General features: G+C 62.4%; 27 protein-coding genes. 8 read left to right on the forward strand and 19 right to left on the reverse strand.

Annotated elements, in window-relative coordinates:
• Window positions 1-39: 39 nt before the first annotated feature.
• The 7 genes from FJ942_RS21070 to FJ942_RS21100 all read right to left on the reverse strand — a co-directional run bounded on the left by FJ942_RS21070 (window position 40) and on the right by FJ942_RS21100 (window position 7,003).
• Window positions 40-807: a DeoR/GlpR family DNA-binding transcription regulator gene (locus FJ942_RS21070; protein WP_140498800.1), complete on the reverse strand. Its 768-nt coding sequence runs from the start codon at window positions 805-807 to the stop codon at window positions 40-42.
• A gap of 128 nt (window positions 808-935) precedes the next feature.
• The gene (locus tag FJ942_RS21075) at window positions 936-2,345 is read right to left on the reverse strand and encodes an aspartate aminotransferase family protein (protein ID WP_140669973.1); all 1,410 of its coding nucleotides are present in this window, start codon (window positions 2,343-2,345) and stop codon (window positions 936-938) included.
• 97 nt (window positions 2,346-2,442) lie between these two features.
• Complete coding sequence (locus FJ942_RS21080; protein WP_140498804.1) at window positions 2,443-3,174, reverse strand: peptidase; 732 nt, start codon at window positions 3,172-3,174, stop codon at window positions 2,443-2,445.
• 133 nt (window positions 3,175-3,307) lie between these two features.
• Window positions 3,308-4,102 carry a transglutaminase family protein gene (locus FJ942_RS21085; RefSeq protein WP_140498806.1) on the reverse strand — a complete coding sequence of 265 codons (795 nt, stop codon included), beginning with the start codon at window positions 4,100-4,102 and terminating at the stop codon, window positions 3,308-3,310.
• A 7-nt stretch (window positions 4,103-4,109) separates the two neighbouring features.
• Window positions 4,110-5,051, reverse strand: a complete 942-nt coding sequence (locus FJ942_RS21090; protein ID WP_140525347.1) for an alpha-E domain-containing protein — start codon at window positions 5,049-5,051, stop codon at window positions 4,110-4,112.
• A gap of 132 nt (window positions 5,052-5,183) precedes the next feature.
• Complete coding sequence (locus FJ942_RS21095; RefSeq protein ID WP_181165357.1) at window positions 5,184-6,596, reverse strand: circularly permuted type 2 ATP-grasp protein; 1,413 nt, start codon at window positions 6,594-6,596, stop codon at window positions 5,184-5,186.
• Between the two features lie 170 nt (window positions 6,597-6,766).
• Window positions 6,767-7,003 (reverse strand): Lrp/AsnC family transcriptional regulator, encoded by a 237-nt coding sequence (locus FJ942_RS21100; RefSeq protein ID WP_010909609.1) that lies wholly within the window; start codon window positions 7,001-7,003, stop codon window positions 6,767-6,769.
• Window positions 7,004-7,267: 264 nt separating this feature from the next.
• Here FJ942_RS21100 and FJ942_RS21105 point away from each other — a divergent pair, with 264 nt between their 5' ends.
• The gene (locus FJ942_RS21105) at window positions 7,268-7,687 is read left to right on the forward strand and encodes a DUF4864 domain-containing protein (RefSeq protein WP_140560925.1); all 420 of its coding nucleotides are present in this window, start codon (window positions 7,268-7,270) and stop codon (window positions 7,685-7,687) included.
• Window positions 7,688-7,691: 4 nt separating this feature from the next.
• Here the strand turns inward: FJ942_RS21105 and tgt are convergent, their stop codons facing one another.
• The 7 genes from tgt to coaD all read right to left on the reverse strand — a co-directional run bounded on the left by tgt (window position 7,692) and on the right by coaD (window position 12,269).
• Window positions 7,692-8,822, reverse strand: a complete 1,131-nt coding sequence (gene tgt / locus FJ942_RS21110; protein ID WP_140898824.1) for a tRNA guanosine(34) transglycosylase Tgt — start codon at window positions 8,820-8,822, stop codon at window positions 7,692-7,694.
• Window positions 8,815-9,084: a hypothetical protein gene (locus FJ942_RS21115; RefSeq protein WP_140498815.1), complete on the reverse strand. Its 270-nt coding sequence runs from the start codon at window positions 9,082-9,084 to the stop codon at window positions 8,815-8,817. Before FJ942_RS21115 ends, tgt begins: the two co-directional genes overlap by 8 nt.
• Window positions 9,074-10,162: a tRNA preQ1(34) S-adenosylmethionine ribosyltransferase-isomerase QueA gene (gene queA / locus FJ942_RS21120; RefSeq protein WP_140898826.1), complete on the reverse strand. Its 1,089-nt coding sequence runs from the start codon at window positions 10,160-10,162 to the stop codon at window positions 9,074-9,076. Before queA ends, FJ942_RS21115 begins: the two co-directional genes overlap by 11 nt.
• Window positions 10,162-10,611 carry a DMT family transporter gene (locus FJ942_RS21125; protein ID WP_140515312.1) on the reverse strand — a complete coding sequence of 150 codons (450 nt, stop codon included), beginning with the start codon at window positions 10,609-10,611 and terminating at the stop codon, window positions 10,162-10,164. The genes queA and FJ942_RS21125 overlap by 1 nt, the downstream gene beginning before the upstream one ends.
• Window positions 10,612-10,623: 12 nt before the next feature.
• A complete protein-coding gene (locus FJ942_RS21130) occupies window positions 10,624-11,136 on the reverse strand; it encodes a peptidylprolyl isomerase (RefSeq protein ID WP_140498821.1) in 513 nt (170 codons plus the stop codon).
• 27 nt (window positions 11,137-11,163) lie between these two features.
• Window positions 11,164-11,658: a peptidylprolyl isomerase gene (locus FJ942_RS21135; RefSeq protein WP_224681745.1), complete on the reverse strand. Its 495-nt coding sequence runs from the start codon at window positions 11,656-11,658 to the stop codon at window positions 11,164-11,166.
• Window positions 11,659-11,768: 110 nt separating this feature from the next.
• The gene (gene coaD / locus FJ942_RS21140) at window positions 11,769-12,269 is read right to left on the reverse strand and encodes a pantetheine-phosphate adenylyltransferase (RefSeq protein WP_140498825.1); all 501 of its coding nucleotides are present in this window, start codon (window positions 12,267-12,269) and stop codon (window positions 11,769-11,771) included.
• Window positions 12,270-12,463: 194 nt separating this feature from the next.
• Between coaD and FJ942_RS21145 the strand changes: the two genes are divergently transcribed.
• Window positions 12,464-12,616, forward strand: coding sequence for a hypothetical protein (locus FJ942_RS21145; RefSeq protein WP_140498827.1), 153 nt, complete (start codon window positions 12,464-12,466; stop codon window positions 12,614-12,616).
• A 67-nt stretch (window positions 12,617-12,683) separates the two neighbouring features.
• Here FJ942_RS21145 and gyrA read toward each other — a convergent pair whose 3' ends face one another.
• The gene (gene gyrA, locus FJ942_RS21150; protein ID WP_140898830.1) at window positions 12,684-15,482 is read right to left on the reverse strand and encodes a DNA gyrase subunit A; all 2,799 of its coding nucleotides are present in this window, start codon (window positions 15,480-15,482) and stop codon (window positions 12,684-12,686) included.
• Between the two features lie 183 nt (window positions 15,483-15,665).
• Window positions 15,666-16,496: an AraC family transcriptional regulator gene (locus FJ942_RS21155; RefSeq protein WP_140515464.1), complete on the reverse strand. Its 831-nt coding sequence runs from the start codon at window positions 16,494-16,496 to the stop codon at window positions 15,666-15,668.
• 87 nt (window positions 16,497-16,583) lie between these two features.
• Here FJ942_RS21155 and FJ942_RS21160 point away from each other — a divergent pair, with 87 nt between their 5' ends.
• Entirely contained in the window at window positions 16,584-17,120 is a 537-nt protein-coding gene (locus FJ942_RS21160) for a hypothetical protein (RefSeq protein ID WP_140525354.1), read from the forward strand.
• A 173-nt stretch (window positions 17,121-17,293) separates the two neighbouring features.
• Complete coding sequence (locus FJ942_RS21165; RefSeq protein ID WP_140498833.1) at window positions 17,294-17,923, forward strand: MarC family protein; 630 nt, start codon at window positions 17,294-17,296, stop codon at window positions 17,921-17,923.
• Between the two features lie 5 nt (window positions 17,924-17,928).
• Here the strand turns inward: FJ942_RS21165 and FJ942_RS21170 are convergent, their stop codons facing one another.
• Genes FJ942_RS21170 through FJ942_RS21180 form a run of 3 tightly spaced genes read right to left on the reverse strand, consistent with a single transcriptional unit; the run spans window position 17,929 to window position 19,343 of the window.
• Window positions 17,929-18,354 carry an OsmC family protein gene (locus FJ942_RS21170; RefSeq protein WP_140498836.1) on the reverse strand — a complete coding sequence of 142 codons (426 nt, stop codon included), beginning with the start codon at window positions 18,352-18,354 and terminating at the stop codon, window positions 17,929-17,931.
• A 22-nt stretch (window positions 18,355-18,376) separates the two neighbouring features.
• Window positions 18,377-18,790, reverse strand: coding sequence for a DUF2306 domain-containing protein (locus FJ942_RS21175; RefSeq protein WP_140898832.1), 414 nt, complete (start codon window positions 18,788-18,790; stop codon window positions 18,377-18,379).
• A 40-nt stretch (window positions 18,791-18,830) separates the two neighbouring features.
• On the reverse strand, window positions 18,831-19,343 hold the full coding sequence (locus tag FJ942_RS21180; RefSeq protein ID WP_140498840.1) for a single-stranded DNA-binding protein: 513 nt from the start codon (window positions 19,341-19,343) through the stop codon (window positions 18,831-18,833).
• A 236-nt stretch (window positions 19,344-19,579) separates the two neighbouring features.
• On the opposite strand from FJ942_RS21180, the gene FJ942_RS21185 reads away from it, so the two are divergent.
• From FJ942_RS21185 to FJ942_RS21200, 4 genes are all read left to right on the forward strand, one after another.
• Window positions 19,580-19,894: a metalloregulator ArsR/SmtB family transcription factor gene (locus FJ942_RS21185; protein WP_140656346.1), complete on the forward strand. Its 315-nt coding sequence runs from the start codon at window positions 19,580-19,582 to the stop codon at window positions 19,892-19,894.
• Window positions 19,891-20,394 carry an SRPBCC domain-containing protein gene (locus FJ942_RS21190; protein WP_140686315.1) on the forward strand — a complete coding sequence of 168 codons (504 nt, stop codon included), beginning with the start codon at window positions 19,891-19,893 and terminating at the stop codon, window positions 20,392-20,394. The genes FJ942_RS21185 and FJ942_RS21190 overlap by 4 nt, the downstream gene beginning before the upstream one ends.
• Window positions 20,395-20,425: 31 nt before the next feature.
• Entirely contained in the window at window positions 20,426-21,031 is a 606-nt protein-coding gene (locus FJ942_RS21195; protein ID WP_140898834.1) for an ATP-dependent Clp protease proteolytic subunit, read from the forward strand.
• A 47-nt stretch (window positions 21,032-21,078) separates the two neighbouring features.
• Window positions 21,079-21,433, forward strand: a 355-nt coding sequence (locus FJ942_RS21200; RefSeq protein ID WP_348642151.1) for a hypothetical protein, incomplete at its 3' end; no start/stop codon positions are given.

Here is a 21,433-nt window from a genome sequence, read left to right on the forward strand (position 1 = left end):
AACGAAATATCACAAGCTCGTGAAAGCGCTGCAACGTCCTCAATCGAGCGAGGTTTCGATCAGTTGAACCTCGGCCTCCTGGCAGATATTGCGCACCGAGGGGATATCGCAGCGGTCGGTGATGAAGGTGTTGACCTGCGACAGATGGCCGATGCGAACCGGCGCCGTGCGCTCGAATTTGGTCCGGTCGGACACTAGGATGACGTGCCTGGCATTGGCGATAATGGCTTGCGCGACCTTGACCTCGCGGAAATCGAAATCGAGCAAGGCGCCGTCATGGTCGATCGCCGAGGCGCCGATGACGGCGTAGTCGACTTTGAACTGCCTGATGAAATCCACCGCCGCCTCGCCGACGACGCCGCCATCCGAGCCGCGAACCACCCCGCCCGCGATCACCACCTCGATCGAAGGATAGATGCGCATCCTGTTGGCAACATTGATGTTATTGGTGATGACCATGAGGCCGCTGTGATCCAGCAGCGCCTTGCTGACCGACTCCGTCGTGGTGCCGATATTGATGAACAACGAGGCATTGTCCGGGATCAGCCTGGCGGCCGCGCTGCCGATCGCCTCCTTCTCCTCGGCGGCGATCTTGCGCCTGGCTTCGTATTCCATGTTCTCGATGCCGGAAGGAAACAAGGCGCCGCCATGGATGCGCGACAGCAACCGCTGGTCGCAAAGATCGTTGAGGTCCTTGCGGATGGTCTGCGGCGTGACGTTGAAGTGGGTGGCCAGATCGTCGACCAGAACGCGGCCATGATCCTTTGCCATTTGGACGATTTCGGCATGGCGCGGCGACAGATACATCTGAAAACCTTCTGCTTTCGTTTTTCTTGACCATAGACGAAAACGAAAGCAATGAAAAGGCGTAAGCCGGCTAATGGAAACTACATGATAGCAAAGGCAAACTTCGTCGCAGTCCCGACTCAGCAGCCTCAGCTTAATCCGCGCGCGATTTCGGTGATGGCGGCAAAAGCCGAATCGACATCCGCCGCGGTCGCCTCGAACTGGCCGACCTGGAAGCGGATGGCGACGCGCCCGTTCACCCTGGTCTGTGTCAGGTAGATGCGTCCGTCATCATTGATCGCATTGACCAGCCGGAGATTGTGCTCGTCGGCATCGGCTCCCTCCGCCTTGTGCCGGAACGAAAACAGCGACAGCATCGGCTCGGTGACGATCTCGAAGTCCGGCTCGTCGGCCAGGCGCGCTGCCAGGCCTTCGCTCCAGGCGACGTGGTTGCGGATCATCGTGCGCAGGCCTTCCAGCCCGTGCGCGCGCAGCAGGAACCACAGTTTCAGCGCGCGGAAGCGGCGGCCAAGCGGCACCGACCATTCGGAATAGTTGATGATGCCGTCATGACCGTGCGTCTTCAGATAATCCGGCTTGATGGCGAGCGTCCTGACATGGCTTTCGGGGTCGCGCAGGAACTGGATCGAGCAGTCGAACTGCGCGCCCAGCCATTTATGCGGGTTGAAGACGATAGAATCCGCCTGCTCCACACCGGCCCAGAAATGCCGGTATTCCGGGCAGATCATCGCCGATCCCGCCCAGGCGGCATCCACGTGAAGATAGACCCCGTGGCGTTTGGCGATCGCGGCGACGCCGGCGATGTCGTCGGTGCCACCGGTGCTGGTGCCACCGACGCAGGCGATGATACCCGCGGGCAGCAAGCCTGCCTTCTTGTCGGCGACGATCGCCGCCTCGAGGGCCGCTATGTCCATGGCGCGAAAGCGGCCGGCGACCGGAATGCGCACGAGATTGTCCTCGCCGATGCCGGCCACCCAGATCGCCCGGTCGATCGAAGTATGCACCTGATCCGACGAATAGATGCGCAACCGCGCCTGCCCCGTCAGGCCCCTTTTGTTGCCTTGCCAGTCGAGCGCGCGTTCGCGCATCGTCAGCACCGCCGCCAGCGTCGCCGAGGAGGCAGAATCCTGGATGACGCCGGAAAAACCTTCCGGCAGGCCGAGCGCCTGGCGCATCCAATCGACAGTCCGAGTTTCGAGTTCTGTCGCCGCCGGCGAGGTCTGCCACAGCATGCACTGCGCGGCCATTGCCGAGACCAGATACTCAGCCACCACAGAAACTGGTGCCGCGTTGGCCGGAAAATAGGCGAAGAAGCGAGGATGCTGCCAATGCGTCATGCCCGGCACGATCTTCTCCTCGAAGTCGGCGAAGATCCTGTCCATCGGCTCCGCGTCTTCGGGCGGCGAGGCTTCTATGCTCCTGAATATGTCGCCGGACTCGATCCGCGGCCGTACCGGGCGCTGGCGCAGCGTTTCGCGGTAGTCGGCGCCCCAGTCAGCGGCCCGCCGCGACCATTGCCGGAAATCATCACTGTTCATCCTGTCCTCCCGACATGATCGCTTCACCGGCGCCCTTCGCCCGGTTTTCAAAACGACTGTTAAACATTTGCAACCACCGGAGAAATCCGGCGCGTCCTTATCCCGGGAAATCCGGCAGACTGGCAAACGCCGTCTTCAAGGCGCTCGACCATCCCTCGGAGATCGTGCGGTAGTACGGGTCGTCATGACCGATCCGTTTCTTCAACCCGACCTGGAAGGCATCCTTTTCCAGGAAAAGCAGATCCAGCGGCAGCCCGACCGACAGGTTCGACTTCAGCGTGGAATCGAACGATACCAGAAGCAGCTTCACGGTCTCCGCGAGACTCATCGACCGGTCATAAGCGCGAATGATGATCGGCTTGCCGTATTTGGTCTCGCCGATCTGGAAAAAGGGCGTGTCATCGGTCGATTCGATGAAATTGCCCTCGGGATAGATCATGAACAGGCGCGGTGCGCTGCCCTTTATCTGGCCGCCCAGGATGAAGGAGGCGTTGAAGTAGGAATCGGCCTTGTCGCCGGCGGGCGAGGAATGGGCGATGACGTCCTTGACGGTTTCGCCGACCAGCCGCACCGTCTGGTACATGGACGGCGTTTCGAGCACTGCCGCGTGCCGGTCGCCAACCGCCTTGGTGCGCTCGTCGAGCACGCTGATCACGGCTTGCGTCGTCGCCAGATTGCCGGCCGACATCAGCACGATGACGCGCTCACCGGGATCTTCCCAGACATGCATCTTCTTGAAGGTGGAGATCGAGTCCATGCCGGCATTGGTGCGCGTGTCCGACATGAACACGAGCCCGCGATCGATCTTGAGGCCGACGCAATAGGTCATGGTTTACTCTTCCGGCAGCGAACCGTAAAAACCGCGTCGCGTCGGAACGGATCCATGCGGCGCGCTCAGGTCCTTGTTTTCATGCATGTCGTCACCCAAACCAAGGTGGCGTTGGACGACCTGCATCGGGTGACTACTGCTCCACCGTGACGGTGACGGCAAGCCGCTCTTGCGCCTCTCCCAGCAGAATCCCCGAAACCGGCGACGCATCGCGATAGTCGCGCCCCGTCGCCACTCTCACATAGCGCTCATCAGGAGAGATACCGTTGGAGGGGTCGAAGGCAACCCAGCCGAGGCCCTGAACATGCGCTTCGGCCCAGGCATGGCTTGCCGCCTGCTCGATGGCCGCGTCCATCATCAGATAGCCGCTGACATAGCGTGCCGGGAAACCCATGGCGCGGGCGGTGGCGGCAAAGATATGGCTATGATCCTGGCAGACCCCGGTTTTCAGCGCGAGAGCCTCTTCAGCCGGGGTCGTCGCATTGGTGGTGCCCGGCGCATAGGCGACCCGCTCGGAGATGATAGCCATCAGACGGTGCAGTCTTTCGATATCGGTGCCCTTGCCGGCTGCCTCGGCGAGTGCGCGAATGCCATCGCCGATCATGGTCAAAGGCGTCTCCTGTGCGAACAGCCAGAGCGGCGCGAATCCCTGATGCGGCCCACAAACCCCCGATGTATCGCGCGTCACCACCTCGCCTGACGCCTCGACCGTAATGAAATCATGGTCACCCTCGACGCTCAACAATCGGGTGTCATTGCCGTAGTGGTCGGCAAATCGCACTTCCTCGCGCGCGCCTTCTACCTTCAGGGCCCAGGACAGCACGGTCTGCGTGCGCCCGCTCACCGGAAGCAGCCGCAGCCGCTGCAGCAGGTACTGCACCGGTGCGTCGTAACGGTATTCGGTCCGATGGGTGATCTTGAGCCGCATGGCCTCCTCAATAGAACCTGTAATCCTGCGCGATCTCGTCGCCAAGCCTGGTGTTGTCGCGAATGAAGCCGGCAAGGAATTCATGCAGGCCGGCGTCGAAAATATCCTTGATCGAGCCTGCCTGCAGCATGGCCTGGGTCTTTTCCGCCGTCGCATGGCAGGGATGGCGCCCGCCATAGTCGTCGCCGAGGAACTTCAGGTGCTCGGCCAGGAAGCGATAGCAGAAGGTCAGCGATCGCGGCATGCGCACATTGAGGATCAGATAGTCGGCGATATTGGTCGGCTTGTAGTCGGCGTCGTAGACCCAGCGGTAGGAACGGTGCGCCGATACCGAGCGCAGGATCGATTCCCACTGGTAATTGTCGAGCGTCGAGCCGACCCAGGAGATCGACGGCAAGAGCACGTAGTACTTCACGTCGAGGATACGCGCCGTATTGTCGGCGCGCTCGACATAGGTGCCGAGCTGCGAGAAATCGAAGATCTCGTTGCGCAGCATGGTGCCGTAGAACGAGCCGCGGATCAGTGCCGTTTCGCGCTTGATCGCATCGAGCACGTTTGGCAGGTCACGCTCGTCGATCGGCCTTGCCAGCATGCGTTTCAGCGCCATCCAAGCCTCGTTGATGCTTTCCCAGGTCTCGCGCGTCAGCGCGGTGCGCACCATGCGGGCATTGTGGCGTGCCGTCTCGATCGACGACATCGTGCTCGACGGGTTCGACGTGTCGCGCAACAGGAAGTCGGCTACATCGGCCGCCGTATAGTCCTGATACTTCTGCGTGTAGGCGACGTCGGAGCCGGCGCTGAGCAGCACCGAATTCCACTCTTCCGACGCGCTCTGCGTGCGCGTCAGCGCCATGCGCAGGCCCGCATCGACCAGGCGCGCCATGTTTTCCGCACGCTCGATATAGCGGTTCATCCAGTAGAGCCCGTTGGCGGTACGGCCGAGAAGCATGGAGTGGCCCTTCGGGCTAGTGAGTAGGGAATAGTGAGTAGCGAGTAGGGAATGTTCGAGTTTCGATTGGATACGGCATTGTTCTGTCCCCTCTGATACCAACTACTGACTACTGACTACTGACTACTCATCTCAATCATCCAGCACCCAGGTATCCTTCGTGCCGCCGCCTTGCGAGGAATTGACCACCAGAGAGCCCTCCTTAAGCGCGACGCGCGTGAGCCCGCCCGGCACGATCTGGATGCGGTCGGAGACCAGCACATAGGGTCTCAGATCGACATGGCGCGGCGACAGGCCCTTTTCGGTCAGGATCGGACAGGTCGAGAGCGCCAACGTCGGCTGGGCGATGTAATTGGACGGCTTGGCCTGCAGCTTCTTGGCGAAATCCTGGCATTCGTTCTTGGTCGCCGCCGGTCCGACCAGCATGCCATAGCCGCCTGAACCGTGCACTTCCTTGATCACCAGCTCATCGATGTGTTCGAGTACATATTTCAGGCTGTCCGGCTCCGAACAGCGCCAGGTCGGAATATTGCCGAGGATCGCCTTGCGGCCGGTGTAGAATTCGACGATCTCGGGCATGTAGGAATAGATCGCCTTGTCGTCGGCGATACCGGTTCCCGGCGCATTGGCGATCGTAATGTTGCCGGCCCGGTAGACATCCATGATGCCAGGCACGCCGAGCGCGGAGTCCGGCCGGAAAGTCAGCGGATCGAGGAAGGCATCGTCCACCCGGCGATAGAGCACGTCGATCTGCTTGTAGCCTTCGGTCGTGCGCATCGCGACATGACCGTCCACCACGCGCAAATCCTGCCCCTCGACCAGTTGCACCCCCATCTGATCGGCCAGGAAGGCATGTTCGAAATAGGCGGAGTTGTAGCTGCCGGGCGTCAGCACGGCGATGGTCGGCGTGCCCTTGGCGTTCTGCGGCCGCACCGCCGCCAGCGACTGGCGCAAAAGCTGCGGATAGTTCTCCACCGGCCGCACCTTGATTTGTTGGAACAACTCGGGGAAGAGCTGCATCATCGTCTCGCGGTTTTCCAGCATGTAGGAAACGCCCGATGGGGTGCGCGCATTGTCCTCCAGCACGTAGAACTCGTTTTCGCTGATGCGCACGATGTCGACGCCGATGATGTGGGTGTAGACGCCGGCTGGTGGCCTGACCCCGATCATCTCGGGCAGGAAGGCTTCGTTCCTGGCGATCAGGTCGCGGGGAACGCGTCCGGCCCGCAGGATTTCCTGGCGGTGATAGATGTCGTCGAGAAAGGCGTTCAGTGCCTGCACGCGCTGCTCGATGCCTTGCGTGAGGCGGCGCCACTCATTGCCAGAAATGATGCGCGGAACGATGTCGAAGGGGATAAGCCGCTCGGAGGCTTCCTGCTCGCCATAGACGGCGAAGGTGATGCCGGTTTTGCGGAAGACGCGTTCGGCGTCCTGCATTTTCTCGGTAAGCCTGGCCGGGTCCTGCTCTTTCAGCCAGCGATCGTAAGCCGAATACGGTCTTCTAAGTCCGGAGACCTCCGGAAGCATTTCATCGAACGCTGCCAATCGCATACTCCCCTGTGACGCCATTTCACTGGCGCCGCTGGAGAAAATCAAGCGTAATCGGTGATTTGAGGGATGCGGACGATCAGTATGTCGCCCCTGCCTAAAATTGAGGCAGCTGAAATATGAGCTTGGTCAGGCTTTGCCTCATGCTCGGGCAATGGGTTCCGACGCTAGAAGGCGCGAAAAGTGACGACGGTGAACGTGTCCTTGATGCCGGGAAGAATCTGCACCTTCTCGTTGACGAAGTGGCCGACATCCTCCTCGTCGTCGACATAGAACTTGGCGAGCAGGTCGTAATTGCCGGCAGTGGAGTAGATTTCCGAGGCGATCTCGGCGTCGGCGAGCGCGCTGGCAACCTCATACGACTTGCCCAGCTCGCATTTGATCTGCACGAAAAACGCCTTCATGGCTCCGCCCTGCTAAACGTCCAATCCAAGCGGCCCTTCTGGCAGACTGGAGGCGGGCTTTCAAGCGCTGGAACGGTACTTAGCCAGTTCGGGCGTTGGCTGCGCCTCCCGCAATTCCGCCAAGGCTGCCTGGACTTCGTCGCGCGACAACACTGAATATTCGCCGCCGGTGAAACCCTGAAGCGCCACCAAACGTATGTTAGGATGCCTGCACGGGCAGGATCTTTCGAAAGGCAAGTTCTCGAAAGACAAGGGAAACAGGCTATGCGCCGCACGCTTTTCGCATTCGCATTCCTTCATCTCCTCCTGCCCTTGTCGGCGTTTGCCGGCGAAGCCGAGATCAAGGCGGCGCAAGCGGCCATTGACGGCCAGCTGAGAGCGTTCCTGGCCGATGACGGCGTCACGGCCTACAGCTTCGCCGCACCGAACGTGAAGCGGATCTTCCCGACCGTCGACACCTTCATGAACATGGTGACCAACGGCTACGCGCCGGTGCGCAACCCAAGGAGCTACTCGTTCGGCAAGGTCGAGGAGACGGGTCCGACCTCGATCATCCAGCAGGTGCTGATCGTCGGCCCTGACGGCAAGGACTACGAAGCTGTCTACACGTTGGAGCGACAGCCCGACGGCACGTTCCAAATCACCGGCTGCAGCCTGCGCGCGTCGAATTCGCTGAGCACCTGAACCGTCACAGCGCCGGGATATCGCCCCTCGCCCAGCCCTCGGTAATTTCGGCAGCGCGTGCCTCGAAAGTGCCGGTCTCTATCGCGGCGCGTATGTCCTGCATCAGCTTCTGATAATAGGACAGATTGTTCCAGGTCAGAAGCATCGCACCGAGTGCCTCTTGCGAGCGCACGAGATGGTGCAGATAGGCGCGGGAATAATCGCGTCCCGCCGGGCAGTCGCTTTCCTCATCGAGGGGTCGCGGATCGTCGGCATGGCGGGCGTTGCGCAGATTGACCTTGCCGCGCCTTGTATAGGCAAGCCCATGCCGGCCGGCCCGCGTCGGCATCACGCAGTCGAACATGTCGATGCCGCGCGCCACCGATTTCAAGATATCGTCCGGCGTGCCGACCCCCATAAGATAGCGGGGTTTGTCATCAGGCAGTTCCGGGCAGGTGATGTCGAGCATGTCGAGCATGACCGCCTGCGGTTCACCGACGGCAAGACCGCCAACCGCATAGCCTTTCAGATTCATCGCGCTCAGCGCTTGCGCCGAACGCACGCGCAAATCCGCATTGTCGCCGCCTTGCACGATGCCGAACATCGCCTTGCCGGGCTGGTCGCCGAACGCCGTCTTGCAGCGCTCAGCCCAGCGCAGCGACAATTCCATGGCGCGCTCGATCTCCTTGAGCGCGGCCGGTAGCGCCGTGCATTCGTCGAGTTGCATCTGGATGTCTGAATCGAGCAGGCCCTGGATCTCGATCGAACGTTCCGGCGACATTTCGTATGCAGCGCCATCGATATGGGAGCGAAATGTGACGCCCTTCTCGGTCAATTTCCGAAGCTTTGACAGCGACATCACCTGGAAGCCACCGCTGTCGGTCAGGATCGGATGCGGCCAGCGGGCGAATTCGTGCAGGCCGCCAAGCTTCGCCACGCGTTCGGCGCCGGGCCGCAGCATCAAATGGTAGGTATTGCCCAGGATGATATCGGCGCCGACGCCGCGCACCTGATCCATGTACATCGTCTTGACCGTGCCGCCGGTGCCGACCGGCATGAAGGCCGGCGTGCGGATTTCGCCGCGCGGCATGCTGATCAAACCGCGCCGCGCCTTACCTTCGGTCGCCAGCACCTTGAAGGTGAACGTCTCAGCCATTGAATTCCTTGTCGTGTGCCGGTGCGCCCGGAGCCTGTTCGTCCAGCGACTGGCGATAATGGATGCAGCCGCGCATGAATTTTGGCCAGGGCGGCACGGCGATTGCCGGATCGATCTTCTCGGGCAGCAGGTCCCACAAATCGGGATGATGCCAGCAAAGATCGTGCCCCGATGCATCGCGATGCTGGCGAATGCCGGCGCGCAATTTTTTGACTTCGGCGATCAAACTGCTCCGGTCCAGCCTGTCGAGGTCATCGTCCATCGCTCATCTCCGCTCGATACAGCAGGCTTGCATCTCCGTAGGAGTAAAATCTGTAATCGTGCTCAATGGCGTGTGCATAGGCGGCGCGCATCGTATCGAGGCCGCTGAAGGCCGAAACCAGCATGAACAGCGTCGAACGCGGCAGATGGAAATTGGTCATCAGCATGTCGGCGGTGCGAAAACGGTAGCCGGGCGTGATAAAGATGTCGGTCGGGCCGGACCATGCAGCCAGCACGCCATCCTCTCGCGCGGCGCTTTCCAGCAGGCGCAGCGAGGTCGTACCGACGGCAATGACGCGCCCGCCCCTCGCCTTTGCCGCATTCAACGCGTCGGCTGTTGCCTCACTGACTGAGCCGATCTCCGCATGCATCTTGTGGTCGGCGGTGTCGTCCACCTTCACTGGCAGGAACGTGCCGGCGCCGACATGGAGCGTGACGAAGCGGCGTTCGATCCCCTTTGCGTCGAGTGCGGCAAACAGCTCCGGCGTGAAATGCAGGCCCGCCGTGGGTGCTGCAACCGCGCCTTCCTCCCGAGCATAGATGGTCTGGTAGTCGGCCCGGTCGCGCTCGTCGTCATCCCGCTTCGAGGCGATGTATGGCGGCAGTGGGATGTGGCCGACCGCATGCAGCGCCTCGTCGAGGAAAGGTCCCGACAGGTCGAAACCGAGCAGCGCCTCGCCCGCCTCGCCCTTTTCAATCACCGTGGCGTCGAGCTGGCCGAGGAAGCACGAATTGCCGTCATGGCCGAAATGAATGCGGTCGCCGACGGCGACGCGCTTTCCCGGCCGCATAAAGGCAAGCCAGCGGTCGGGCGCCATCCGCATGTGCAATGTGGCTTCGACCTGCGCCGCCGCCTCGCCGCGCCGCCTGATACCTTTGAGTTGCGCCGGGATAACCTTGGTGTCGTTGAAGACCAGCACGTCGCCGGCCTGGAGCAGGGAAGGCAGGTCGCGGACCGTCCGGTCCGAAAATCCCTCGCCCGGCCTGACCACCAGCATCTTTGCGCTGTCGCGCGGCTCTGCCGGGCGAAGCGCGATACGCTCTTCCGGCAGGTCGAAATCGAACAGATCGACACGCATCAGAAGAGCCTGATAAGCAGCGCCCCGGCCAGAAGCAGCACCGCGCCGGCCACGCGGCCGAGCGAGATTTCACGAACCGCGACGCCGAGGAACCCGACGCGGTCGATCAGCATGCCCGCCAGCAACTGGCCCGCCACCAGGAACGCCATCAGCGCAGCGGCGCCGATGCGTGGCGTCAGGATGGTGGACAGTGTGACGTAGAAGCCGCCCAGCATGCCGCCGGCGATGAACAGCCAGGGCGCGGGCGCCTTCCAGTCGAGCGAGATGCCTTGCAGCCTCACCACCGCGACGGCAATGATGCCGAGCACGATGGCGCCCGACAGGAACGAAAACGCAGCCGCCGCGACCGGGAGCCCCAGGCCGCGCGCCAACTGCGAATTGATCGGCGCCTGAATGGCAATGAAGGCGCCGGACAGGATGCCGAGAAGCGACCAGACGACGCCCATCATTGTCCTGTCGCCTTACTTGACGTCGGCCGCGACCTTCAGCGACACGATCTTATCGGGATCCTGCACCGGCTCGCCGCGCTTGATCTTGTCGACATTGTCCATGCCTTCGATGACCTGGCCCCAGACCGTGTACTGGCGATTGAGGAAGGCCGCATCGTCGAAGCAGATGAAGAACTGCGAATTGGCGGAGTTCGGATTCTGCGAGCGCGCCATCGAGCAGGTGCCGCGGCTGTGGTTGGCATTGGAGAATTCGGCCTTGAGATCCGGCTTGTCGGAACCGCCCATGCCAGCGCGGGAAGGCGCGAAAGAGGGCTTGCTCGAATTGCCGAACTTGACGTCGCCGGTCTGCGCCATGAAGCCCTCGATGACGCGGTGGAAGACCACGCCGTCATAGGCGCCTTCGCGGGCCAGTTCCTTGATGCGGGCGACATGGCCGGGCGCCAGGTCGGGAAGCATTTCGATGACGACCTTGCCCTTGGTCGTTTCCATGATGAGCGCGTTTTCGCGATCCTTGATGTCGGCCATGTCTGATATCCTTTTCAAAAAACAGAACTATTTGTCGGCGGCGATGCGCACCTTGATCATCCGGTCGGGATCGGTGACCGTGCCGTTGTCGGCCTCGTCGCCCTTCTTGATGTGGTCCACGAGTTCCATGCCGCTGACGACATTGCCCACGATGGTGTACTGGCCGTCGAGCGGCGGCGCCGGCGCGAACATGATAAAGAACTGCGAGTTTGCCGAGTTCGGATCCTCCGAGCGTGCCATGCCGACCACGCCGCGCTTGTAGTGCTCGGTCTGCGAGAATTCCGCCGGCAGGTCCGGCAGGTCGGAGCCGCCGGTACCGACAGCCTGGGCGTTGAAGCCCTTGTTCATGTTGCCGAATTTGACGTCGCCTGTCTGCGCCATGAAGCCGTCGATGACGCGGTGGAAGGCGACGTTGTCATAGGCATGCTCGCGCACCAGCTTCTTGATCTGCGCGACATGCTTGGGCGCGAGATCGGGACGCAGTGCAATGGTCACGTCGCCGTCCTTCAACGTTATGATCATGGTGTTTTCCGGGTCGGCGGCATAGGCCGAGGCCGATGCGGTCACGAGACCGGCAAGCACGACGAGGAACGAGGCGAGCTTTTTCAGCTGCATGGTCTTCTCCGAGAAACCTATTTTGCAAATTTAGCGGTGAGCGCACCGGCAACGGCGGCCGGCACGAAGGGGCGGATGTCGCCGCCCATCGAGGCAATCTGGCGCACAAGTGTGGCGGTAATGGTTCTGACCGAGGGGCTGGCGGGCAGAAAAACCGTCTGCAGCTCGGGCGCCATTGTTTCATTCATGCCGGCCATCTGCATCTCGTAGTCGAGATCGGTGCCGTCGCGCAGGCCGCGGATCATGATCGAGGCTCCCTGTTTCCTGGCCGCATCGATGACCAGCCCGTCGAAGGCGACCACCTTGATGCGTGTGCCGTCGCGGCCGAATTCGGCCTTGGTCGCGGCCTCGATGAGTTCGACCCGCTCCTCGAAGGAAAACAGCGGCTTCTTGCCGGGATGGATACCGATCGCCGCATAGACGATGTCCGCCACGGCCAGCGACGCCTTCAGCACGTCGAGATGGCCGTTGGTCAACGGGTCGAAGGAGCCGGCATAAAGGGCGATGCGCTCGGTCATGCCGGTGCTTCTAACGGGCGCGCGGACGGAAGGCAAATCTCATTGATGCGATCCCCTTGAACCTTTTTGCAGGGATGAACGACAGATGAATGCGCCGATCACGAACGCTTCACGCAGCGTTCACTACCTTGCCCCTTTAAGAAGATGAAACCAAAGTCCCATGTAAGCGTTGTAGAGCGCAGGAGAACACGCACATGCTGATCTACATGCTCGCCACTGCAATGACCGTCGCCATGCTGATCGCCACTGTATTCGGGCTGCATCAGGAGGCCCAGCGCGTCCGCATCAAGACCAACGCCAAACGCTTCGAAGGGTTCGGCCCCCGCAAGCCTCACCGTCACTATTGAGTTAGCCTGAATTTGTTGCGACGCGCCGGCCGATTGGCCGGCGTTGCCATGTCTGGCCAAGCCAGACTTATTGCGTATCATCCGGGCCGGCATCGGCCGCCGGATCGATCTCGGCACCAACCTCGACGATTTCTTCCTCGTCCGATTGCGGCTCGGAAATCCGCTCGACCGAAACCACCTTCTCGCCTTCCGCCGTGTTGAAAATGGTCACGCCCTTGGTGGCGCGGCTGGCGAAGCGGATGCCATTGACCGGCACTCGGATGACGGTACCGCCGTCGGACACCAGCATGATCTGGTCGTCATTGCCGACCGGGAAGGTCGCCACCAGCCTGCCGATCTCGGTCGTCTTCGACACGTCGGTGGCCCGAATGCCCTTGCCGCCGCGTCCGGTCAGACGGAAATCATAGGACGATGAGCGCTTGCCGTAGCCGTATTCCGTCACCGTCAGCACGAACTGCTCATGCGCCTTGAGGAACTCGTAGCGCTCGTCCGACAGCTCCGCCTCCTCGCCGACCTCTTCGTTGGTCAAGGCGATCTCTTCCTCCTCGCCTGCCGGGATGCCGGCGGCCAGGCGCCGTTCGGCCACGACGCGCTTCAGATAGGCGGCGCGTTCGGCCGGCGGCGCATCGACATGCTCGATGACAGCCATCGAAATGACGCGATCGGTTTCGGCCATGGCGATGCCGCGCACGCCGACCGAGTTGCGGCTCTGGAAGACGCGCACATCGCCGACGGAAAAGCGGATGCACTGGCCGGAGCTGGCGGTCAGAAGCACGTCGTCATTGTCGGTGCAGGTCTCGACGCCGAGGATCTCGTCGCCCTCCTCCTCCAGCTTCATGGCGATCTTGCCATTGCGGTTGACTTGGACGAAGTCAGAGAGCTTGTTGCGGCGCACCGTGCCGCGCGTGGTGGCGAACATCACGTCGAGCTCGCCCCAGCTCGTCTCATCTTCCGGCAACGGCATGATTGTGGTGATGCGCTCGCCCTGCTCCAGCGGCAGCATGTTGATCAGCGCCTTGCCGCGTGACTGCGGATTGCCGATCGGCAGGCGCCAGACCTTCTCCTTGTAGACGATGCCGCGCGAGGAGAAGAACAGCACCGGCGTGTGCGTATTGGCCACGAACAGGCGGGTGACGAAATCCTCTTCCTTGGTCGACATGCCCGAGCGACCCTTGCCGCCGCGGCGTTGCGCCCGGTAGAGCGACAACGGCACGCGCTTGATGTAGCCGGAATGGCTCACCGTCACGACCATGTCTTCGCGCTGGATCAGGTCCTCGTCTTCCATGTCCGCGCCGCCTTCGCTCAGCTCGGTGCGGCGCGGCGTGCCGAATTCGTCACGCACGGCCGCGAGCTCGTCCTTGACGATCTGCTGGACGCGGGCGCGGGACGACAGGATATCGAGATAATCGACGATCTCGGCGCCGATCGTGTTCAACTCGTCGGCGATTTCGTCGCGGCCGAGTGCCGTCAGGCGCTGCAGGCGCAACTCCAGGATCGCGCGCGCCTGTTCCTCGGACAGATTGTAGGTGCCGTCCTCGTTGATGCGGTGGCGCGGGTCGTCGATCAGGAGGATCAGCGATTCGACGTCGCCGGACGGCCAGCGCCGCTCCATCAACTGCTCGCGCGCGGTCTGCGGGTCCGGCGCGGTGCGGATCAGTTTTATCACTTCATCGATGTTGGCGACTGCGATTGCGAGGCCGACCAGCACGTGGGCCCGGTCGCGCGCCTTGCGCAGCAGGAACTTCGTGCGCCGGGTGACCACCTCCTCGCGGAAGGACACGAATGCCCTCAGCATATCGGTCAGCGTCAGCAGTTCGGGCTTGCCGCCATTCAGCGCCACCATGTTTGCGCCGAAAGAGGTTTGCAGCGGCGTGAAGCGATAGAGCTGGTTGAGGATAACGTCGGCCACGGCGTCGCGCTTCAGCTCGACGACGACCCGATAGCCCTGGCGGTCGCTCTCGTCGCGAATGTCGGAAATGCCCTCGATGCGCTTGTCGCGCACCAGTTCGGCCATCTTCTCGATCATCGACGATTTGTTCACCTGGTAGGGAACCTCGGTGATGATGATCGATTCGCGGTCATTGCCGCGGGCCTCGATGTTGACCTTCCCGCGCATGACGATGGAGCCGCGGCCGGTCGAATAGGCGCTGTAGATGCCGGAGCGGCCGAGCACGATGCCGCCGGTCGGGAAATCCGGCCCCGGAATGATTTCCATCAGCGCCGGCAGGTCGATGGCCGGGTTGTCGATGATGGCGATCGCGGCGTTGCAGACTTCGCCCAGATTGTGCGGCGGGATGTTGGTGGCCATGCCGACGGCGATGCCGCCCGAGCCATTGACCAGCAGATTGGGAAAGCGCGCCGGCAGAACCTTCGGCTCGCTGCCGGAAGCATCGTAAGTGTCCTGGAAATCGACCGTATCCTTGTCGATATCCTCCAGCAGCTCATGCGCGACCTTGGTCAGCCGCGACTCGGTGTAGCGCATAGCCGCCGGCGGATCGCCATCGATCGAGCCGAAATTGCCTTGCCCGTCGATGAGCGGCACGCGCAGCGACCAGTCCTGCGCCATGCGCACCAGGGCGTCATAGATAGAGGCGTCGCCATGCGGATGGTATTTACCCATCACGTCGGCGACCGGGCGCGCCGACTTCACATATTTGCGGTTCCAGTGATAGCCGCTCTCATGCGCGGCGAAGAGAATGCGGCGATGCACCGGCTTCAGGCCGTCGCGCACGTCGGGCAGCGCGCGGCTGACGATCACGCTCATGGCGTAATCGAGATAGGATCGCTGCATCTCCTCGATGATCGAAATCGGCTCGATGCCGGTGGGGCCGCCGTCGGCGCCGCGCGGTGTTTTTTGGTCGGTCAAATCGGATCACAATCTAAACAGGAATCACTTGCCGTATATATAGGAAGCCGGGCCGAAACTCCAATGTCGACGGCACTTTTCCCGTGTCGATTTTGGCGGTGATTTCAAAAGGATACCGGTGATTGCGACGATATGGCCGATGTGCTTTTCGGAGCCGTCGACGCAAAGGCCCGCCATCTCGTGTTAGCGGCGGCCCGCGCGGCGGGCGCGATAGCTGCCGGGCGTCTCGCCCATTTCGCGCCGGAAGCGGCGATTGAAAGTTGACAGGTCGTTGAAGCCCGCCTCGAAGGCGATCGTCGAGATCGCCTTGTCCGAAGCGTGGAGCCGCACTGCTGCCCGGTGCAGCCTGGTCCTCAGCAGAAACCGGTAGGGGGTCATTCCGGCAATCTGCCGGAATGTGCGCAGGAAATGATACGGACTGGTCGCCGTCTCCCGGGCAAGCACGGCCAGCGAAAGCGGCTGATCGGCATCGATCTCGATACGCCGAACCGCCTCCGCGACCCGTTTCTGGTCGCGGCCGCTGGGTGTCCGCGTCATCTTGGTGTGCCCTGAGCTTGCGGCGACAGCCGCGCCGGCAATGCGCAAGCCGAGTTCCTCGAAAGCAGCGGTTTCGCCCACATCGCGCGCGGCCTCCGCTTCGGCCAGCAGCGGCATCAGCGCCGGCAAGGGCGGCAAGCGCGGCGTCTTGAAGGCCAGCATTCTGGCGCGCGGTACGCCCTCCACGATCCGTTCCATATAGGCCGGAGCAAAATGGAAGGAGAGGCAGCGGTCACCGGCGCCGTGCTCGTGGCCGCATTCGTAGCATGTGCCGGGATTACCGAGCAGCACCGCGCCTGGCGCGAGCATCGCGGTGCCCTGGCTGGCGCGATAGCGGAAGGTGCCGCTGGTCACCGCGGCGACGCAGAACGTCCGGTGCTCCTCCTCGAACGGCCGGTCGCCGGCGCCCGCCGTGCACACCACGTCCGACACCTGCCAGCCTGGCCCCGAGGCAATGATCCTGTCGCTCGTCGTCATAGCCTGAAAGATAGCAATTTTTCCCAAGCGCAGAACCCTGCCCCGGCCTATCGCTTGCGGCCTCCTGACAACATGAAGGCACCAGCCATGACCAACCAGCCCACTTTTACCGAAGCCCTGCACAGCGACGGGCCAGCCCCCGGCTTTGCCGAGAATTTGGATCTCTACGGCCGCTTCGTCGGCGCCTGGACTTTCGATGCCAGCCGTCATCTCGAGGACGGCACCGTGCTGACCGGACGCGGCGAGGTGCATTTCGGCTGGGTGCTGGAAGGCCGCGCGATTCAGGACGTCTGGATCCTGCCCGCGCGCGATGCCGGCCCCTCGCCTTCTCTCGGCAAATGGACCTTTTATGGCACGACCTTGCGCGTCTACGATCCCGGCGCAAACGCCTGGCATATCTTTTGGAGCGATCCCCGAAACCAATACTACAGCCGCCAACTCGGCCGCGCCGAGGGCGAAACGATTGTCCAAGTGGGCGCCGACGGCACCGGTTCCTCCGTACGTTGGAGCTTTTCACGAATAACCGAAAATTCCTTCCGCTGGCTCGGCGAGCGCTCGCACGACAATGGCGCGACATGGCGGCTCGAAGTGGAGTTCCTGGCGCGGCGCTCTGGCCGTACCTGATCAAGCAAGCCCGCGACGCAAACTCAGGCACTCCCTGCGTTCTTTCGCGTCTCCCTCGGCCCAGCCGGCTTTCGCAGAGTTCGCGAGCCGCCTCTCCCCAGCCGGTTTCCTCCGTCCCTGCTTTGCTCTACCAATGTCGGGATGCGGGCTCGGCCCGGCGGGAGGGGTGAGAGATGCCGAGTTTCGACAGCCTGTTCAACGCCTTCGTCACCATTCTGGTGACCATCGACCCGCCCGGGCTGGCGCCGCTGTTTCTGGCGATAACGCGCGGCATGAACCGCGAGGAGCGCCAGCAGGTCTCGGTCCGCGCTTCGGTCATCGGCTTCCTGGTGATGGCGCTGTTCGCCGTTGCCGGCGCCTCGATCCTGTCGGTGTTCGGCATCACGCTGCCGGCCTTCCGTGTCGCCGGCGGCTTTTTGCTCTTCTTCATCGCTTTTGAAATGGTGTTCGAGCGCCGGCAGGACCGTAAGGAGAAGATCGGCGACGTGGCCATCACCAAGGACATGATCCACAACATCGCCGCTTTCCCGCTGGCGATCCCGCTGATCGCCGGCCCCGGCGCGATTTCGGCGACTGTGCTGCTCTCCGGCTCGTTTCAGGGCTTTGGCGCCCAGGCGGCACTGGTCGGCATCATCTTCGTCTGCCTCGCCATCACCTATCTCGTGTTCGTGCTGTCGGAGCGCATAGACCGCATCCTCGGCCAGACCGGCCGTTCGATCCTGACCCGCCTGCTCGGCGTTATCCTGGCGGCACTTGCCGTCCAGTTCGTGGCTGACGGCATCAAGGCGCTGATGGCCTCATAGGCCGCTTATTTTGCCGTCGTGTCGATAATTTCGAAATCGTGGGTAATGGCGGCGGTCTTGGACATCATGGCCGAAGCCGAACAGTATTTTTCGATCGAGAGATCGATCGCCCGCTTCACCTTGTCGGGCGACAGCGCCCTGCCCTTGACGATGAAATGCATATGAATGCGGGTGAACACCTTGGGATCGGTCTCGGCTCGGTCGGAATCGAGCTCGACCACACAGTCCTCGATCGCCTCGCGCCCCTTTTCGAGGATATGGACGACATCATAGGCCGAGCAGCCGCCGGTGCCGATCAGCACCAGTTCCATCGGGCTCGGCCCCGGCGTTCTCCCTTCAGGGCCGAACGCGGTCCCCAGTACGACCTTATGGCCTGTGCCGGACTCGCCGACGAAGGTGCGTTCCTCGACCCATTTGATGCGTGCTTTCAACTGATATTCCTTCCACTCGGGATCACGGTCCGGCTTGCGCGACGCCGAAGACGACATCGTGCATGACCCTGCCCGGCAACAGCGTGAAGACGCCGGCGCCGACCAACGCAAAGACATACAGCGCAATCATCGCCTTGCGGTGCTTGGCGACGCGGTGATTGCGTGCATGCCAGACCGCCAGCGGCACCGTGACCAGCACCAGGATCGACAAGAGATGGATCGGGCTGAAAGGGCCAATGAGCCGTATCTGCTGGATCCAGAAACTCGAGATGGCGACGGCCAGCATCAGCGCCGCCCAGAGATAGCCCATCGCGCGGTGGCGCAGCGTGCCTTTCGGCAGCGCCAGCTGCACGCCGCCTATCGCCAGCGCGGCAAAGGCCGCGAGCGCATGCCATGGGATCGGAGGACGTGCCGATAGGAGCGGTCCGAGCGACATCGCGCCCTCTCCTCAAATGCCCGTCACGCCGTGTCGATGCTCAGAACGGAATTTCGTCGTCCAGCTCGCGCGACGAACCGCCGCCGCCCTTGGGAGCGCCGCCGCCACGATTGAAGCCTTCGTTCGGGCCGGACTGGCCAAAATCGGAACCACGGCTGCCGCCGCCGGAATAACCCCCGACCTGGCCGCCCTCGCCCTGGCCGCGCGCGTCGAGCATCTGCAGCTCGCCGCGGAACCTCTGCAGCACGACTTCCGTCGTGTATTTGTCGGCACCGGTCTGGTCTTGCCATTTGCGTGTCTGCAACTGGCCCTCGACATAAACCTTCATGCCCTTCTTCAGATACTGCTCGGCAACCTTGGCGATGCCCTCATTGAAGATGACGACATTGTGCCACTCGGTCTTTTCCTTGCGCTCGCCGGAATTCTTGTCGCGCCAGCTTTCCGATGTTGCGATGCGGATGTTGACGACCGGCTCGCCCGAATTCAGGCGGCGGATCTCCGGATCCGCTCCGAGATTGCCGACCAGAATGACCTTGTTGACGCTACCCGCCATGATACTTCTCCGCGCTCGTCCGAAACAAATTTTTGTCGCAGCACCTTACAGGTTGCGCACACCCGTTGCCTGCTGTGGCTGCCTTTTCCCACAAGGTTTTTGTTCTCTTTTCGTTCCTATATGCATCGCCGCTCATTGTCAAGGAATGGCAGTAATGCCGGAGCCGCCAGCTTCCCTTAATATGGGCCGTAAAACATCGCTTGCCAAACCGATAAGTATCGACTTATGCTTTCGCCATGATCGAAGCGGAGATTTTCCGGGCGCTGGCCGACCCCACCCGACGCGCCGTCTATGAACGCCTCGCCACCAGCGAGATGACGGTGTCGCAGCTGCGCACCGGCATGACGGTGTCGCAGCCGGCTGTGTCGCAGCACCTGGCGGTGCTGCGCAGCGCAGGCCTGGTGGTCGAGCGGCGGGCGGGCCGCAACGCCTATTACCGCGCCGATCCGCAAGGGCTCGACCCGCTGCTCGGCTGGATCGAACGCTACCGGACCTTCTGGCCCGAGCGCATCGAAAAACTAAGGACGGTTCTCAAGGACATGGACCAATGACGCACGCACCAGTGACCGACGAAAGCCCTGCGCGGACCGCCCCCGACGCGATCGAGTTCGAGTGCGATCTCCCCGAGCCGCCGGAAAAGGTATGGCGGGCGCTGACCGTGCCCGAATTGCTTGCGGCCTGGATGATGCCCAACGACATCAATCCTGAGATCGGCAGCAATTTCGCCTTTGCCGGGCCGGATGCGCCGATCGAATGCGAGATCCTCGATGCCGAGCCCGGAAAAAGGCTTCGCTATTCCTGGCGGGAACAGCCGCGGCCCGACGAGGAACGGAACCCGCTCGACAGCATCGTCACCTTCACGCTCGCCCGCACCGTTTCGGGCGGCACGCATCTGCATATTATCCATGAAGGCTTTGCCCGTGCGGCGACATCCGCCGCCAGGCCCATGGTGACCATGGCAGGTGTCGGCTGCCGGCTTTCATTCGCTGCGAGCGCCTCCGGCCGTACGGCCGCCGCCAATTCATTTTGCCTTCTGCAGCGCGCCGCTTGAGTGGCCGACACATGAAAAACGGAGAGAGACGATGACCGGTTTTGCCAATCTGGTGCCGATGGTGATCGAGCAGTCGAGCCGCGGCGAGCGCGCCTTCGACATTTTCTCGCGGCTGCTGCGCGAGCGCATCGTCTTTATCAACGGCGAGATCAACGACGGCATGTCGGCGCTGGTCTGCGCCCAGCTTCTGTCGCTGGAATCGGATAATCCCGACAGGGAGATCTCGCTTTACATCAACTCGCCTGGCGGCGTGGTGACCAGCGGCTTCGCCATCTACGACACGATGCAATATGTCAGTTGTCCGGTGTCGACGGTGTGCATGGGCTTTGCCGCCTCGATGGCTTCGTTCCTGCTGATGGCTGGCACGCCGGGACGGCGCATCGCGCTGCCCAACGCCAGCCTCGTCCTGCACCAGCCGCTGGGCGGCTTCCAGGGTCAGGCATCGGACATCCAGCGTCACGCCGAAGGCATCCTGCGCACCAAGCGGCAGATGACCGAACTCTATGCGCGTCATTGCGGCCGCACCTATGAAGAGGTCGAGCGCACGCTCGACCGGGACTATTTCATGACCGCCGAGGAAGCGAAGGCATGGGGTCTCGTCGATCATGTCTACGATACCCGCAAAAAGGCGGCGTGACCGGCACAAGCACGATGAATTGCGACGCCCCGCCGTCCGGCGATTTGATGACCGCCGGTCTGGCCACCTCGGCGGGGCGGCGCTATAACCGCCCGATGATCGACAGCCGCTTATTCCGACCTTGGCGTCTTGCCGTCACTATTTTCGCCGGTGCGCTCATGCTGGCCGGCGGCGCCTTTGCCAACGACAGCCAGAAAGGCAGCCTGCCCGGTGTGGCCGGCGATTATCGCATCGCCAAGCCGGCCCCGCAGCCCGAACCCGATGACGCCTTCCCCGCCAACGGAAACGGCCAGTTCAAGATCGGCGATACCGATGTCAGGATTTCGTCGACCGTGAACAATCCGAGCCCTAAGCGGCGCACTGCTTCGACCGGAGTTGAAGCAGGACGATCAAGAGCGACAA

It is taken from the genome of Mesorhizobium sp. B2-4-2 (assembly GCF_006442845.1).
Classification (GTDB): Bacteria; Pseudomonadota; Alphaproteobacteria; order Rhizobiales; family Rhizobiaceae; genus Mesorhizobium.